This window comes from Nitrospira sp. BLG_2, from assembly GCF_049222245.1.
The window spans coordinates 1-14,013 of sequence record NZ_JBLYIG010000411.1 but is presented as its reverse complement, the minus strand read 5'-3'; the positions used below and the strand labels follow the sequence as shown (position 1 = coordinate 14,013).

15 protein-coding genes are annotated in these 14,013 nt (G+C 54.4%); 7 read left to right on the top strand and 8 right to left on the bottom strand.

The genetic code is table 11. The annotated features are described in order from the left end of the window. From ACOSYY_RS11365 to ACOSYY_RS11355, 3 genes are all read right to left on the bottom strand, one after another. On the bottom strand, window positions 1-608 hold a 608-nt coding region (locus tag ACOSYY_RS11365), incomplete at its 3' end, for an inorganic phosphate transporter (protein ID WP_421662488.1). A 97-nt stretch (window positions 609-705) separates the two neighbouring features. Next, the gene (locus tag ACOSYY_RS11360; protein WP_421662487.1) at window positions 706-1,326 is read right to left on the bottom strand and encodes a DUF47 domain-containing protein; all 621 of its coding nucleotides are present in this window, start codon (window positions 1,324-1,326) and stop codon (window positions 706-708) included. A 73-nt stretch (window positions 1,327-1,399) separates the two neighbouring features. After that, window positions 1,400-2,392, bottom strand: a complete 993-nt coding sequence (locus ACOSYY_RS11355; protein ID WP_421662486.1) for a 3-oxoacyl-ACP synthase III family protein — start codon at window positions 2,390-2,392, stop codon at window positions 1,400-1,402. A gap of 211 nt (window positions 2,393-2,603) precedes the next feature. Between ACOSYY_RS11355 and bamD the strand changes: the two genes are divergently transcribed. Further along, entirely contained in the window at window positions 2,604-3,515 is a 912-nt protein-coding gene (gene bamD, locus ACOSYY_RS11350) for an outer membrane protein assembly factor BamD (RefSeq protein WP_421662485.1), read from the top strand. 122 nt (window positions 3,516-3,637) lie between these two features. Here the strand turns inward: bamD and ACOSYY_RS11345 are convergent, their stop codons facing one another. Together ACOSYY_RS11345 and ACOSYY_RS11340 are read right to left on the bottom strand one after the other, a co-directional pair. After that, complete coding sequence (locus tag ACOSYY_RS11345) at window positions 3,638-4,384, bottom strand: cytochrome c biogenesis CcdA family protein (protein ID WP_421662484.1); 747 nt, start codon at window positions 4,382-4,384, stop codon at window positions 3,638-3,640. A gap of 2 nt (window positions 4,385-4,386) precedes the next feature. Further along, entirely contained in the window at window positions 4,387-4,941 is a 555-nt protein-coding gene (locus ACOSYY_RS11340; RefSeq protein WP_421662483.1) for a peroxiredoxin family protein, read from the bottom strand. Window positions 4,942-5,238: 297 nt separating this feature from the next. Here ACOSYY_RS11340 and metK point away from each other — a divergent pair, with 297 nt between their 5' ends. The 3 genes from metK (at window position 5,239) to ACOSYY_RS11325 (ending at window position 9,251) form a co-directional block, all read left to right on the top strand. Then, entirely contained in the window at window positions 5,239-6,387 is a 1,149-nt protein-coding gene (gene metK, locus ACOSYY_RS11335) for a methionine adenosyltransferase (protein ID WP_421662482.1), read from the top strand. 123 nt (window positions 6,388-6,510) lie between these two features. Beyond that, the gene (gene ahcY, locus ACOSYY_RS11330; RefSeq protein ID WP_421662481.1) at window positions 6,511-7,770 is read left to right on the top strand and encodes an adenosylhomocysteinase; all 1,260 of its coding nucleotides are present in this window, start codon (window positions 6,511-6,513) and stop codon (window positions 7,768-7,770) included. Between the two features lie 788 nt (window positions 7,771-8,558). Next, entirely contained in the window at window positions 8,559-9,251 is a 693-nt protein-coding gene (locus ACOSYY_RS11325) for a hypothetical protein (RefSeq protein WP_421662480.1), read from the top strand. A 64-nt stretch (window positions 9,252-9,315) separates the two neighbouring features. Here ACOSYY_RS11325 and ACOSYY_RS11320 read toward each other — a convergent pair whose 3' ends face one another. The 3 genes from ACOSYY_RS11320 to ACOSYY_RS11310 form a co-directional block, all read right to left on the bottom strand. Then, complete coding sequence (locus ACOSYY_RS11320) at window positions 9,316-10,146, bottom strand: cyclase family protein (RefSeq protein WP_421662479.1); 831 nt, start codon at window positions 10,144-10,146, stop codon at window positions 9,316-9,318. 237 nt (window positions 10,147-10,383) lie between these two features. Beyond that, window positions 10,384-10,707, bottom strand: a complete 324-nt coding sequence (locus ACOSYY_RS11315) for a glutaredoxin family protein (RefSeq protein WP_421662478.1) — start codon at window positions 10,705-10,707, stop codon at window positions 10,384-10,386. Window positions 10,708-10,716: 9 nt separating this feature from the next. Beyond that, complete coding sequence (locus ACOSYY_RS11310; RefSeq protein ID WP_421662477.1) at window positions 10,717-10,956, bottom strand: BolA/IbaG family iron-sulfur metabolism protein; 240 nt, start codon at window positions 10,954-10,956, stop codon at window positions 10,717-10,719. 247 nt (window positions 10,957-11,203) lie between these two features. Here ACOSYY_RS11310 and ACOSYY_RS11305 point away from each other — a divergent pair, with 247 nt between their 5' ends. The 3 genes from ACOSYY_RS11305 to ACOSYY_RS11295 all read left to right on the top strand — a co-directional run. Next, entirely contained in the window at window positions 11,204-11,638 is a 435-nt protein-coding gene (locus ACOSYY_RS11305) for a response regulator (protein ID WP_421662476.1), read from the top strand. Then, window positions 11,638-12,780 (top strand): sensor histidine kinase, encoded by a 1,143-nt coding sequence (locus ACOSYY_RS11300; protein WP_421662475.1) that lies wholly within the window; start codon window positions 11,638-11,640, stop codon window positions 12,778-12,780. The genes ACOSYY_RS11305 and ACOSYY_RS11300 overlap by 1 nt, the downstream gene beginning before the upstream one ends. Then, on the top strand, window positions 12,777-14,013 hold a 1,237-nt coding region (locus ACOSYY_RS11295), incomplete at its 3' end, for a HAMP domain-containing protein (protein ID WP_421662474.1). The genes ACOSYY_RS11300 and ACOSYY_RS11295, both read left to right, overlap by 4 nt.

Sequence of the window (14,013 nt, the reverse complement as noted above, 5' to 3'; positions counted from 1 at the left end):
AAGGCAAGCGTGATGACTCCCATGACCTTCTGCGCGTCGTTCGCCCCATGGCTGAATGCCATGAAGCTGGCCGACACAATTTGGAGGCGGCTGAATACCTTGTTGGCCACGCCCCGATGAACTCGAAAAAACACCCAGCTGACCAGGACCATCAGGAGAAATCCTATCCCGAATCCCAAGAGGGGAGAAAGAATCATGGCTTCGAGAATCTTGCGCAGGCCGTTGAACTGAACCACCACCCAGCCGCCGTGCGCCACCGCCGAGCCCACGAGTCCACCGATCAACGCGTGAGAGGAACTGGTCGGCAATCCCAGCATCAGGGTGAAAAAATTCCAGAGAATCGCGCCGCCCATCGCCGCGGCCACCACCGTATTCGTGATCGCGTCAGGAAAGACGATGCCTCCTCCGATCATTTTCGCCACGGCCGTCGAAAAAAAGGCCCCGGCGATATTCAGCACCCCCGCCCACAAGACCGCGGCGAGGGGACTTAACACACGGGTGGAGACGACCGTCGCCACGGCATTGGCGCAATCATGCCACCCATTCGAAAAGTCGAACAGGAGCGCCAACACCACCGTCAAGAGTAGGATGCCGCTGAGTTCAGTCATGATGTGATTGAATGCTATCCGCTTATCTGAAGCTATTCACGCATGGAGGGCTTGAGAACACACAGACATCATAGCCGCACGTTCCATTCATGGGCGATTACGTCTGCTTGAGAACAATACGTTCGATCACGTTGGCGACATCCTCACACCGGTCGGTTCCTTCTTCGAAGGTTTCATAAATCTCTTTCCATTTGATGACGGCGATCGGGTTCGTCTCTTTCTCAAACAACTCTGAAATGGCATCGCGTGACACACGATCAGCCTCGTTCTCGAGGCTATTCACCTGCACACTGTACTCCTTCACTTCCTCATGAGACATGGCGATATGATCGACCCCGTGACCCACCGCGACGGCAGCTCGATAGAGAATATCGGCTAGCCGAATCGCGCTCTCGGTAGGTTGCGCGATCTTGTAGATGGCAAACCGGTCCGCCACCGCTTCTACCGCGTCGAGAATATCATCCAATGCGCTGGCCAAATCATGGATGTCTTCACGGTCAAGAGGAGTCAGGAAGGTCTGATTGAGGCGCAAGGCGATGTCGTGCGTAATCCCGTCTCCTATATGTTCCACTTCCTTGATTCGCCTTATCTTTTGCTGAACATCCGTGTAGCCCTCCATCAGCTCCTTGAGGAGACGGCTGCCCTCAATGACGTTGTGGGCCGCTTGTTTAAATAAGTCAAAAAACGCTTCTTCTTTGGGAAGCAGACCGAAAATCATATCTCATACCCCTGATTCACATGCGTGCGTCGATAGTGAGGATGGTACGAATCGCCGTTTTCGATCTACGCCTTTACCATCGCACGAGCCCCGTGGCCCAAGTCAGTCCGCCGCCGAAACTACCGAGCAGAATCAGGTCACCCGACAAGATGTTCCCGCCGCGAACCGCGTCATCGAGCGCGATCGGAAGAGACGCTGACGACGTATTGCCATAGCGTTCGATCACCGATGCCAATCGGCTCTGGTCAATACCCAACCGATCGGCAACGTGAGACAAGATTCGACCGTTTGCCTGATGGAGGACAACCTGTTTGAGATCTCCGGGACAGAGGCCGAATTCTTTCACGATTTCCAGCACGGCCTGTTCAATCCGGCGAACGGCTATCCGAAAGAGCGATGCCCCATGCATGCGAAGGGAATGCTCCTGATTGCGCAACCTGTCGGATGACAAGGGCGTCCGTGATCCTCCGGCCTGGACTCGAATGAGACCATGGTGTGATCCATCGGCATATAACTTGATTCCAAGAATTCCTCGCCACTCAGGGCTTCGGTCCTCTTCGCCCCGTAGTATGGCGGCTCCAGCCCCGTCACCGAACAACAGCACGGTCGCCTCATCCTGAAGGTCAAGTGATCGAGACTTCACCTCCGAGGCCACGACGAGGCAAGTCTGCATCTGGCCACTCTGAATCATGGCTTGAGCCATGGAGAGTCCATAGAGAAATCCTGAGCAGGAAGCGGACACATCAAATGCCCCCACTTGTCTACATCCCAACCCCCGCTGGACCGAGCAGGCTGTTGAAGGAAACGCCATGTCGGGAGAGGTCGTAGAAAGAATGATGGCATCGATAGAAGAAGCCGCACAACCCGCGGCATCGAGTGCCCGGCGTCCCGCCTCAATGGCCATATCGGAAGAAGCCTCATGATCTCCGGCCCAATGACGGGTTCGGATACCGGTCAGCTGTTGGATTCGTGCCGGGGACAGTCTCAATGTAGAGGCTAGCTCTTCATTGGGTACGACCCGAGAAGGGAGATAACTGCCTGTTCCAATGACCCTTACTCGAATCATGCCCCCTAACCACGATCTACGCGAACGAAATTGTTCATGCTTCCAACGTGGGGCGGGATTATAGGGAGCCTGGAAGGACAGGTCAACCAAAGTGCCAGCAAACCACCAGTGTCATTGATTTTTGCCCATATCCTTGCTATCTCTATGGCCTATGCGCCCTCCGTCCATTCGAATCAGTTCCAGTCCGTTATCGAAGTCATCCAGTTTATGCGTGGCGACTTGGCTCGGCATCGGCGCTCTATCCATGGTCTCCTGCGCCGGAGAATTCTCGCCCGGCGACGTGCGTAGCGGGATCAAGAAAGCGCTGAGCGGCACCGACGAGCAAATTTTTCTCGGAGATACGGTTGAAAACCACTACCATCCCAATGTCATCATGAAACGTGGAGAGGCATATTTTGAGAAGGAAGAATATGCGGAAGCACTAGTCGAGTACAAACACTTCATGGAACTCCATCACAATCACGTCTTGGCCCCGTATGCGGCATTTAGGATCGGAGAAATTCATTTCAAGATGGCGAAGACCATCGATCGTGATCCTGAGCCGATGCAAAAGGCCATCGCCGCGTTTGAGCAGATGAGAAAAGAATTTGCCGGCAGCCGCTATGATGGTCAAGCTCAGCAAAAACTCGAGGAATGCCATGATTGGATCGCGCAGATGCATTTCTTCGTGGGACGATTTTATTACCGACGAGGCGCCTATCTTGCTGCGACGCATCGGTTCCAGCAAATCCTAAAGGATTATTCTGATAAATCCGTTGCCGCAGAAGCTTTGTACTTCCTCGCCAAGGCTCACCATGAAATGGGAGCCGACGATTGGGCAAGGGAAAATCTTGTCCTATTGGCGGAAAAATATCCGAACAGTACGGTTTCTGGGGATGGAAGGAAGTTGCTGGAGAAAATCGGGGGGGCCCAACCAAGCACGCTCCTGGCCCAGAAGACGGAATCGGTTCCTCTTTCTGACGCTGGTCCGGGGATGGTCCGAAGCAATCGTCCAGCCGTTATTCCGTCTCCACCGGCAATCGGAACGCTCGGCATTCCCCCGTCGCTCGACTCGTTCGGTGCTTCCGCTGCCACCACACTGGGACAAGGCTTTACCGCCTGCCGTCTTGGCGCTTGGTGCTAACCTCGCGACCGGCCATACAGCCCTAAGCTCTGTAAAATGGATCAGAGTGCTGGGTTTTAGCCCGATCTCGCAGGGCCGGAAGTGAGCCTGGTACTGAAAGCCTGTTGGTGGGTGGGGACCGTCTACTGCCCCAGATACCAGCCGATCCCATATCGCTCTAAGAAACTTGTCACCATAGTGAGCGAATTGGCATAGATCATCACCCCGACAAGGACAAGCATGACGCCACTCACCGTCGAAACACCCCACAGATAGACCCGCACTTCCTTGAAATAGGCTAAGAACCGATCGACGCCCAATGCCGTGAGGAACAGCGGCAAGCCCAGCCCAAAGGAATAAAATGCCAGCAGCACGACTCCATTAAGAAGAGAATCGGTCGTACTCGCATAGAGAAGAATAGACCCCAGCACCGGCCCGACACAGGGAGTCCAACCGGCGGCAAACGCAACACCGATCAAGAACGACCCCAAATACCCGGCCGGCCTATTGCGGAACTGATACCGATGTTCCATTTTTAAGAACTTCAGATTCAGGATTCCAAGCAGATACAGCCCAAACACGATGATCAAGACACCACCAATACGGCGAATCAGGTCCTGATGGGTGATCAGGATCTGGCCGAAGAAGCTGGCCGAAGCACCGAATGCAATGAAGACCGATGAAAACCCGAAGATAAACAACAGCGAGTTCAAAACGATCGCCTTCTTGAACTTCGCCCGTTCGGATGCGTCCGTCAACTGCTCGACCGACAGACCGGTAATGTAAGAAATATAGCTCGGCACCAACGGCAGCACGCATGGCGATACGAACGACAGGAGACCCGCCGAAAAGGCGGCAATGAGCGAAATCTGTGGGATGGACTGTGTCATGGCTACGACTTCAGCAGTTCATGAATCAAGTCACGGGCCTCAGGTGAATCCCAATCGCGAGCACCGAAGATCTTTTGTCGCACGATCCCCCGACGATCGACCATGAACGTGATCGGGATCGTTCGGGCGCCGTACGCCAAGCCCACGCGATACTCCGAGTCGTGAAGAATGGGAAAGGTAAAACCCATCTCTCGCTGGAACGGACGCGTGACCGCCGTGCCCTGTGGATCCGTAGACACTGCCAGGATTTCGAACTCCCTTCGCGGCAACGTTTTGTAAAGTTGTTCCATCGCCGGCATCTCGACACGGCACGGTCCGCACCAGGTTGCCCAAAAATTAAGGAGGACGACCTTCCCTCTGAGCTGAGACAAGCTCATAACATTGCCGGTGAGATCGCGCAGCGTGAAGTTCGGCGCTTCATCGCCGACTTGAACGACCCCTCGTTCGAATCCAAACCGCTTCTTCGGTTGTGGTGACTCTGCATCGGAGAACGGTGCGGTGCACAACCCACTCACTGCCATGAAAATGAAACCCAAACCCGCTCGATAAAGCTTCATGCCAATACACAGGTGGATAGAGTCTTTGATGCGCTCAAAATAGCTTTGGCCGCTAGATCAAGCCCCTTACTCAGCTTCTTGCTACGCAGGCATGTTACAAGTCCGCAAAAAGCTGAGTCAAGCAAGCGGCGTGTTGAAAATTTCTTCCCCTACGATCGAAGTGATGGACAAAGCCGACCAATCTCTCTAGAATTACCGAGGTTTGCGTGTGGTCTGTCACTCGACACCACTCGTCACATTCGCGATCAGCAGACACAGCACCGCTGGTATTCCATAACCTGAACCCACGAGGGGCATATGCGAGACAATTTCTTGTTTACTTCAGAATCGGTCACTGAAGGTCACCCGGATAAGATTGCCGATCAGATTTCCGACGGTATCTTGGACGCCATCATTGCTCAGGATAAATACTCCCGCGTCGCCTGCGAAACGATCCTGACTACCGGCATCGCTTTTGTAGCGGGAGAAATTTCCACCAAGGCCTACGTCGAAATACCGGATATTATCAGAGATGTCATTAAAGACGTCGGTTACTGCGATGCGTCGTGGGGATTCGATTTTCATACCTGCTCGGTACTCACCGCCATTCACCAGCAATCCGGCGATATCGCGATGGGTGTGGATTCCGGAGGCGCCGGCGATCAGGGCTTGATGTTTGGCTACGCCACCAACGAGACGGATGAGCTCATGCCGATGCCGATCGTCTTGGCCCACCGGCTGACCAAGCGCCTGGCGGAAGTGCGCAAGAAAAATATTCTCAAGTGGGTGCGGCCTGACGGTAAATCCCAAGTGACGGTCGAGTACAAAAACGGCAGGCCCGTGCGGATCGATACCATCGTCGTCTCCACGCAACACAGCCCCGATGTGACCAGCAAGCAAATTGAGCGCGACATCATGGAAAAAGTCATCAAACCCGTGATGCCCAAGGGCCTCTATGATCCGACCAGCGTGAAACACCACATCAACCCGACTGGTCGATTCGTGGTCGGTGGTCCAATGGGCGACACAGGCCTCACAGGCCGGAAGATCATCGTCGACACCTATGGCGGTCATGGCAGCCACGGTGGTGGCGCCTTTTCGGGCAAAGATCCCACAAAGGTGGACCGCTCCGCTTCTTATATGGCTCGCTATATTGCCAAGAATCTCGTAGCCGCCGGCTTGGCCGACAAGTGCGAGGTGCAGCTGGCCTATGCGATCGGGGTCGCCGATCCGGTGTCTGTACTGGTCGACACCAAGGGCACTGAAAAAGCGTCGGTCGATATTCTCGATAAACTCGTGCGCAAACATTTCCCCATGACTCCCCGTGGCATCATCGATCATCTCAAGCTCCGGCGGCCGATTTTCCGCAAGACGGCCGCGTATGGACACTTCGGACGCAGTGAGCCGGAGTTCACATGGGAGAAGGCCGATAAGACGAAGGTCTTGCGCAAGGACGCCGGGCTGTAACTGCCACGGGCTGAGGCCAAGGTTAAGATTTCGTAACTGAGGCTCAGGCATAGGGAGTGAGGTTGAGTTTCCAGCTCAACCTCGACCTTAACCTGAGCCTTTCTTTTGAGAAGGAGGATTTTCGTGGACTACGATGTCAGAGATATCAAGCTGGCGGACCAAGGCAGATCGAAAATCGAATGGGCCGAAGCAACGATGCCTGTGTTGCGGTTGATTCGCAAGCGCTTTAAACGACAACAGCCGCTGAAGGGCGTTCGCGTCACAGCCTGTTTGCATGTGACTACTGAAACGGCAAATCTGGCCATCACGTTGAAAGCCGGCGGTGCCGATGTTCGCCTCTGTGCCTCGAACCCTCTCAGCACTCAGGACGATGTCGCCGCGGCATTGGTTCAACACGAAGGTATTCCAACTTTTGCGATCAAGGGCGAAGACAACGCCACGTACTATCGCCACATCGAGTCCGCCATCGCTCACCGCCCACATGTCACTATGGATGACGGCGCCGACGTGGTCTCGCACCTGCATTCCAAGCGAAAAGAACTGTTGCGGAACGTCATTGGAGGCACGGAAGAAACCACCACCGGCGTCATCCGGTTGCGCAGCATGGCCGAAAAGAAGGTTCTCAAGTTTCCGGTGATTTCCGTCAACGACGCCGATACCAAGCATATGTTCGACAATCGCTACGGCACCGGACAATCCACTATGGACGGCATCGTGCGCGCCACGAACCGCTTGATCTGCGGTTCCGTCGTTGTCGTGATCGGCTATGGCTGGTGTGGACGCGGCATCGCCATGCGAGCCAAGGGCATGGGAGCCGACGTGATTGTGACCGAGATAGACCCGTTAAAAGGTCTTGAAGCCGTCATGGATGGATTCCGTGTGATGCCGATGGAACAAGCCGCCCCGGTCGGCGATTTCTTCGTGACCGTCACCGGCAACATCCATGTCATCCGCGGCGAACATTTTGCCGCCATGAAGGACGGCGCCATCGTCTGCAACAGCGGGCACTTCAACGTAGAACTCGATATCCCGGCCCTTGAAAAACTGGCCGCTAAACGCCGGATTGTTCGTCCCGGTGTCGAGCAGTTTACGCTCAAGAAAAATGACCATCGTGTCAGTTTGCTTGGCGAAGGCCGGCTCGTCAATCTCGCCACCGCCGAGGGGCATCCGTCCAGTGTCATGGACATGAGCTTTGCCAACCAGGCACTCAGCGCGGAGTATATCGTCAAGAATTACAAACAGCTCGAAAAGATGGTCTATCCCGTGCCTCCGGCCATCGACAAAGAAATCGCCCGGCTCAAGCTGGCCGGCATGGGCGTGGCGATCGATACGTTGACGGCGGAGCAGAAGAAGTATCTGGCGTCTTGGGAAATGGGGACGTAGCGGCGGGCCTGAGACTCGCTGTCGCTCCCAAGCTCTCGGAATGACCCTCCCGGCCTTCTGCGACGCGAACCTTCTGAAATTCCCTCATCCTGCGGTCGCTTCGGCGACCGCAGTGCTTCAGTCAGTTCCAGCTTTCACATCGCCGGCGGCTCGGTGGGTCCCCCTTCCTTCGCTAAGGTCGCTCCAGAAAGTCACAGGCCACCTGGGGAAAGAGCAAAAAGAAAGTGTACTGACGAGTACCCGCACCACACCTGCGGAGAGAAGGAATAATAAATAGAAAGGCCATCTGCAAAGATGGTCTTTAAGTTTTGGTCCGCTCATGCATGCTCGGTAGGTACCGGCGGCACCCCCCTTCATGATCTGCCTATAGAAGCATTCGGACGAGACGAAACGGGCCATAGTGGTCCAGCCACACCCGCTCTGATGACGGACTTAGTCCTCCCGTTGCCCCCCGACCACCGGCATAACCCTTCCAGTTTTTAGTAACGCGGCTTTCAGGAATTCGTTCAACTGAGATGGCTCCAGAGAGCTACAGGCCCACCTGGAAGAAGAACCTAAGTGCACAGAAGCACCACACGTACAAAAGGAAGAGTTAGAGAAGCCTTCTTGGACCATTTCCTTGTCATCAAGTACAATGACCATGCAGTTGGAATGAGATTTCTCTGCGAGACATGACCCTACCATCTGATTTCGTTCCTCGGTGCAAGGAATTCAATATTATTGCCGTATCCTCCGGTAGACCACACCGAATCGCAAAAATTATATTCGGAAGCGACGGTAGCATATATGTGACGTTACCCAGCTTTTCTTGTAGCGATGGGCTGGCTGCTGTCTTAACACTCAAGGGTGCCGCCAAGTTCCCAGCTAGCTTGAATTTGACGAAGTATGAGAAAGTAACTGGTCACCGCGTGAAGTACTCGCATCATCCCGATGGGCTGGCCCATTTCTCACAAAAGAAAAAGGTACGATCTGAGATACGGAGAAAAGCTTGCCCGTTGAATCTTCAGGTCGGACATCTCTTTACAATTCAGCTTCAAGGCGTTCATGCGTTCAATCCTCCACGTCTATCAGACACGGCTCATCCGATAATCATTACCATCGAAGGTGAAATCCGAACACTGAAGATAGTGTGCTTCAGAACTCAGCTTTCGAAGATTCAAACAAACTTGGTAGGAGAGAGAGAAGGACGGCCCATCTTTATGCGAACAAGAGAGGGCTCATTGAGGCCAGGGGTGGCCATTGCTCCACCTCAGGAGAGTCCGTTTGGTGACTCGATGCTTTTTCTTATTCCGGAAGAAGTAACACCATCGGCCGAAGACCAAGAACCATTCTTAATGTTTCTTGGAGGATTTGACTATTATAAAGCTGCTCTAGATTTATCACAGGACACATCCTTTTTAGGCTTGCTTTATCCCTGTTCGGATTTCAATAAACTCAGAAGCATGATCGGGACAATTGATCTTCCCTCCTTTTCAGGCTGAGAAGCCGGTCTGATGCTTGGCGGAGATTCAGGAATCCTGATTCCTGCTGTAGATGGCCTGAAAGTTAAGGCACGGGTGACACGACTGCAATGATTCGCAGTGGGCCGCCGGTTCCACCGTCGATTTTCATGGGAAGGGCAACGACGTCAAAACCACGAGCCGGTAGGTCATGCAGATCCGATAGATTCTCGAACACCGGTACGTTTTGGGAGAGCAGCGCAACGTGTGCTTCGAACTTGGTCGATTGTCCAAAATCGATGGAGGCAGTATCGATCCCCACGGCCTTTACTCGCCGTTCACGCACCAGCCAAGCTGCCGCCTCCGGATCCAGCCCGGAGAAATGCAGTTCCCGTACTCCCTCCTGTCCTCTCAGGTCCGTCCCCAAATAGTCCTTCCGGTCCGCCCAGAATCGGGCATAGCCAGTGTCCAGCAAGACAATGGCGCCATTTGGAATCCGACCATGTTCTGCTTCCCAGCGCTCAAAATCCGAGATCACCACACGGTAATCCCGATCATGAGCACATTGCTCTGTGATATCGATTCGGACGCCGGCTCCGATCATCTGTTCAATTGGAATCTGATCCAGCGTCTGCTTCCCTTTTGAAAAATGAATCGGGGCATCGATGTGCGTGCCGCCATGCTCGGGCATCTCCACACGATTTGAGGCATAGTAAAACCCGTTGGGGGTGTCCTCTGCATGCTGAACAACAAGCCTGAAATCCTGCTCCGTCGGCCAAACGATCGTATTTGATCCAAATGAATGAGTGAGATCGACAATCCGCGATTGTTCCCAGGCAATATGATTCCGCGAACGATCAGAAACACATCCAAGGCTGAAGACGAAGCCCAGTACTGCGATCACCATACTCGCCATGTACGTGAGTCTTCTCACCATATGACTTTCCACACTCTCTCTTCCAAGTTTCGGATGGGAACGGATGCGCGTAAAGGTTCGTGCTAGAGCAGGAATTGCCAGATCTGTTGGCAGCTGATGCCGGATGCGACGGCATTGAGACGAGGCCGCAGCTTTAGAGGAGCGTCCGAGGAAAGAAAGGGATTCATCACCCGTCTGGCTTCCAAGCGTTATGGCACAACCGGCTTCGCGCGCCGTTTGCCAGCCGAGACGCTCTCCTTACTTCCCAAATGCTTTTTTCAGCAGAGGTTCGATCTCTCCCTTGGCGGCCATCGGATCGAGGATATCGGTATCTCCATAGAAGGTCCCGTCAATAAACACCTTGGGAAGCGTCGGCCAATTGGTCATTTTTGTCAACGTTTCCCGCTTCGCAGGCTGCGATAGGACGTCGATCAATTCATAGGGATATCCATATTTGTCGAAAAACTGCATCGTCTCTCTCGTAAACCCGCACATCGGCATGGTCTTCGTGCCCTTGCCGTAAATCAAAATTTTATGGGCCTTCACTTCCTGCTGAATTTCTTCTTCGATGGGGTCGGCCATGGTGTCCTCCTATGCCTCATCTGTAGTGCGCACGGTTAATTCGAGCGCATGGATACGTCCGTCCTTCATCGGCGCATCTAGCGCTTGATAGATCATTCGATGCCGGTCTAGGGGGTTTTTCCCAAGAAAGCCGTCTGAGATGATCACCACCTTGAGGTGATCCATTGTTCCCGTACGGTCAGTCACTGTCACTACGGCATCCGGGAGAGACTTTCGTATATAGTCGGTCAGCACATCTGGTGTAATCACCCCGGCCTCCGCTCCTCTAACCTTTTAATACCCTAGCCGAAATTGGCTCTAAAACGCAACGTTTTGTCCACTTGGTGGTTCTCAGCATTGTGGTGGTGCTTTTGAGCCAGTTCTTACAAGAGCTTCGACTGAGGGATACTAAGTCATTGAAGTTTTTCATGGTACATCTTCGCCTGTTTCGGCATCAGCCTTGCCACTAATACACCGTAATGAAACATTGTCCCTGTCCTTTTACAAGGAGGTCGTCATGAGCGAATTCAAATCCGGATTTTTTGTCGGAGGTGAAAGCAGCAACGGACGAGTTCTAATCGTCGATGACGAGCCCGATATCCGCAAGGTTGTTCGAATGACTCTGCATAAAGCAGGCTACGACGTCCTTGAAGCGGAGAACGGAGAAAAAGCTATCGAAGTCATCAACTCGGGTGAAAATCGGTTGCTCCTTGACGTCATTATCTGCGACATCCGAATGCCGAAAGTAAACGGCATCGAAGCAATCGGCTATTTTCGCCAAAACTATCCGCGCGTGCCTCTGATCGTGCTGACCGGATTCCCGGACACAGACATGGCCACATCGTTACTGCGGCAGGGAGTCGTGGACTATCTCGTCAAGCCGGTGGAAGGCGAGAAACTGAAAGCCTCTGTCGCTCGCGCCATGGACCAACGTGAATTGGCCCATCTCTGATGGATTGGACGATTTCACAGGGAAAGAGCGTGGCGGCAACCTCTTCAGCCAACGCTCAGCTGCGACTCCAAAGCGAGCGGAGCGAATCGATACCCGCTTCGCCTCCGATCAGAGTGGCCATCGTAGGGGCGGGGCGTGGTGGAACCGCGCTCCTCGATGTGCTCCACCAAATCGGCACGATTGAAATCGTCGGCATTACCGACAAGGATCCCTTGGCACCAGGACTCCAACGGGCCCGGGAAATCAACGTCACGATCTATGACCGAGTCGCCGATCTGATCAAGAGCCCGGGGCTCAATCTTGTGATGGATGTCACCGGAGATCCGGCGACGGCGCCGGTGCTCCGGGAACAGCTGCAGGTAGTAACCGACATCGTCAGTGGACAGGCTTCGCGACTTCTCTGGAAACTCGTGCAACATGAATCGACATTGCAAACCGAGTTGCTCCACGCGGAAAAACTCGCCGGAATCGGCTCGTTTGCCGCGGGCATCGCCCACGATATGAATAATCCACTCCAGCTGATTCTCGGTTTGGCGGAGAATCTTGCCGACGAAGAAGACCTCGATACCGTGCATGCCCAAGCGCGGGACATCATCGATGCCGTCAAGCGCACGACCGCCATTTGCCGAGATCTCACCTCTTACTCTCGCCGCACATCTTTACAGCAAGACTGCCTGGTCAATGTCAACGGCAAGTTGGATGAAGCCCTCAAGATCGCGCGCTATGCCGTGGCTCTTCAAGACATTGACATTCGCAAGCTGTATCAGCCTGACGTCGTCGTAAAGGGAAACCCCGATGAACTCCTCCATGTGTTCGTCAATCTCATCACGAACGCCGTTCAGGCCATGGAGCACCACGGCACCCTGACACTGGAAACTTCGGCTGTGCCCGGCACAGCCCAGGTTCGTGTTTCGGACACCGGCTGCGGCATTGCACCGGAGTTGCACAGCCGGATTTTCGAACCTTTTTTCACCACGAAGCCCCCAGGGAAAGGAACGGGATTAGGCTTATACAACATTAAAAATGTCATCCATCGCATGAATGGCTCCATCGGGATCGACAGCCACATCGGCCGTGGCTCAACCTTTACCCTCGCCTTTCACGATGAATCAGGCGCCGGTGGGAGGCGCGCTGAGCCATGACGGAAACGCAGGCATCATCGCCGCCTGACGGCAGGTGGGGGCTCAAGGCAAAGATCATCGTTTCCATGCTTCTCGTCGGTCTCATCCCGCTCCTTGTCGGATTGGGAATGGCATTCTGGCAAGGGTCTCAAGAAATTCGGGAAGTCAGCGGTGAAAGCTTCAAAGCGCTGGCGACTGAAGCCGCCCGCAAACTGGATCTCTTGCTTGCTGAAGAAATCGCCCACACGGCGCGCATCGCGAATGATCCGATGCTCATCCGCGAACTGGAACATCGGCGTGATGCGCGGGGCATTGCCAAGAATCTCACCACGGTCCCGTCAGACTTAGAACGGCGTTGGATGGCCCGAGACCGGACGGCTGTCAAATCCGTCATGGAGAATTCTTTCAGCGCCTTGCTCCACGAACACTTTACCGGTGTCCATAGCGCGCCGGGACAGCTGCTTCCGCACGTGGTTCGCTCCTCGACGAAGATGCTGTTCTTGACCGATGTACAGGGCACGCTCGTGGCGACCATGACCGAACATCCCGCTTTTCGCCACAACGAGACTCGGTGGTGGCAAGGCGCCTTCAACAAAGCGGTGGGCCGACTCTACATCGAAGATATCCGTTTCGACGACCAGGTGAACGCCTATGTATTCACCATTTCACTTCCCATCATGGACAGCCTCCGGTATGAAGTGGTGGGGGTACTTCACCGCGTGATTGATGCCAAAGAATTCTTCTCGCCTTCGACCCATGCCATTCGATTTGGGAAAACCGGTCATGTCATGTTGATCGATAGCAACGGTATCGTTATCAGCTGCCCACTCCTTCCGACCGGCGTCCCGTTGTCCGATCGAGGTTTAATCCCCCTAGTCACGCCGCAGCATCCGGGATGGGTACAAGCCTCTAGCGACGGCCATGGGGGACAGGACACCTCCGTGATCGGCTTCGCCCCTCTCCCCGAAGCCAGCCGATCGACCAACGGCCCTCATGGCACGGGGTCGTGGCACACGTTCGTTTGGCAATCGTCCGATGAACTCTTCGCGCCCATTCAGCATCTGTTCACGTGGGTCACCGTGTTCGGAGCTGTCGCCTTGGTCCTGCTGGCCTCTCTGGGATACATCGCCGCCGGCCGCATCGTGACACCCGTACGGCAACTGCAACAGGCTGCGCAGGCAATCGGGCGTGGTGACCTGCGGACGCCTATTCAGATCAACACCGGTGACGAATTGGAAGACTTGGCCGAAGAAT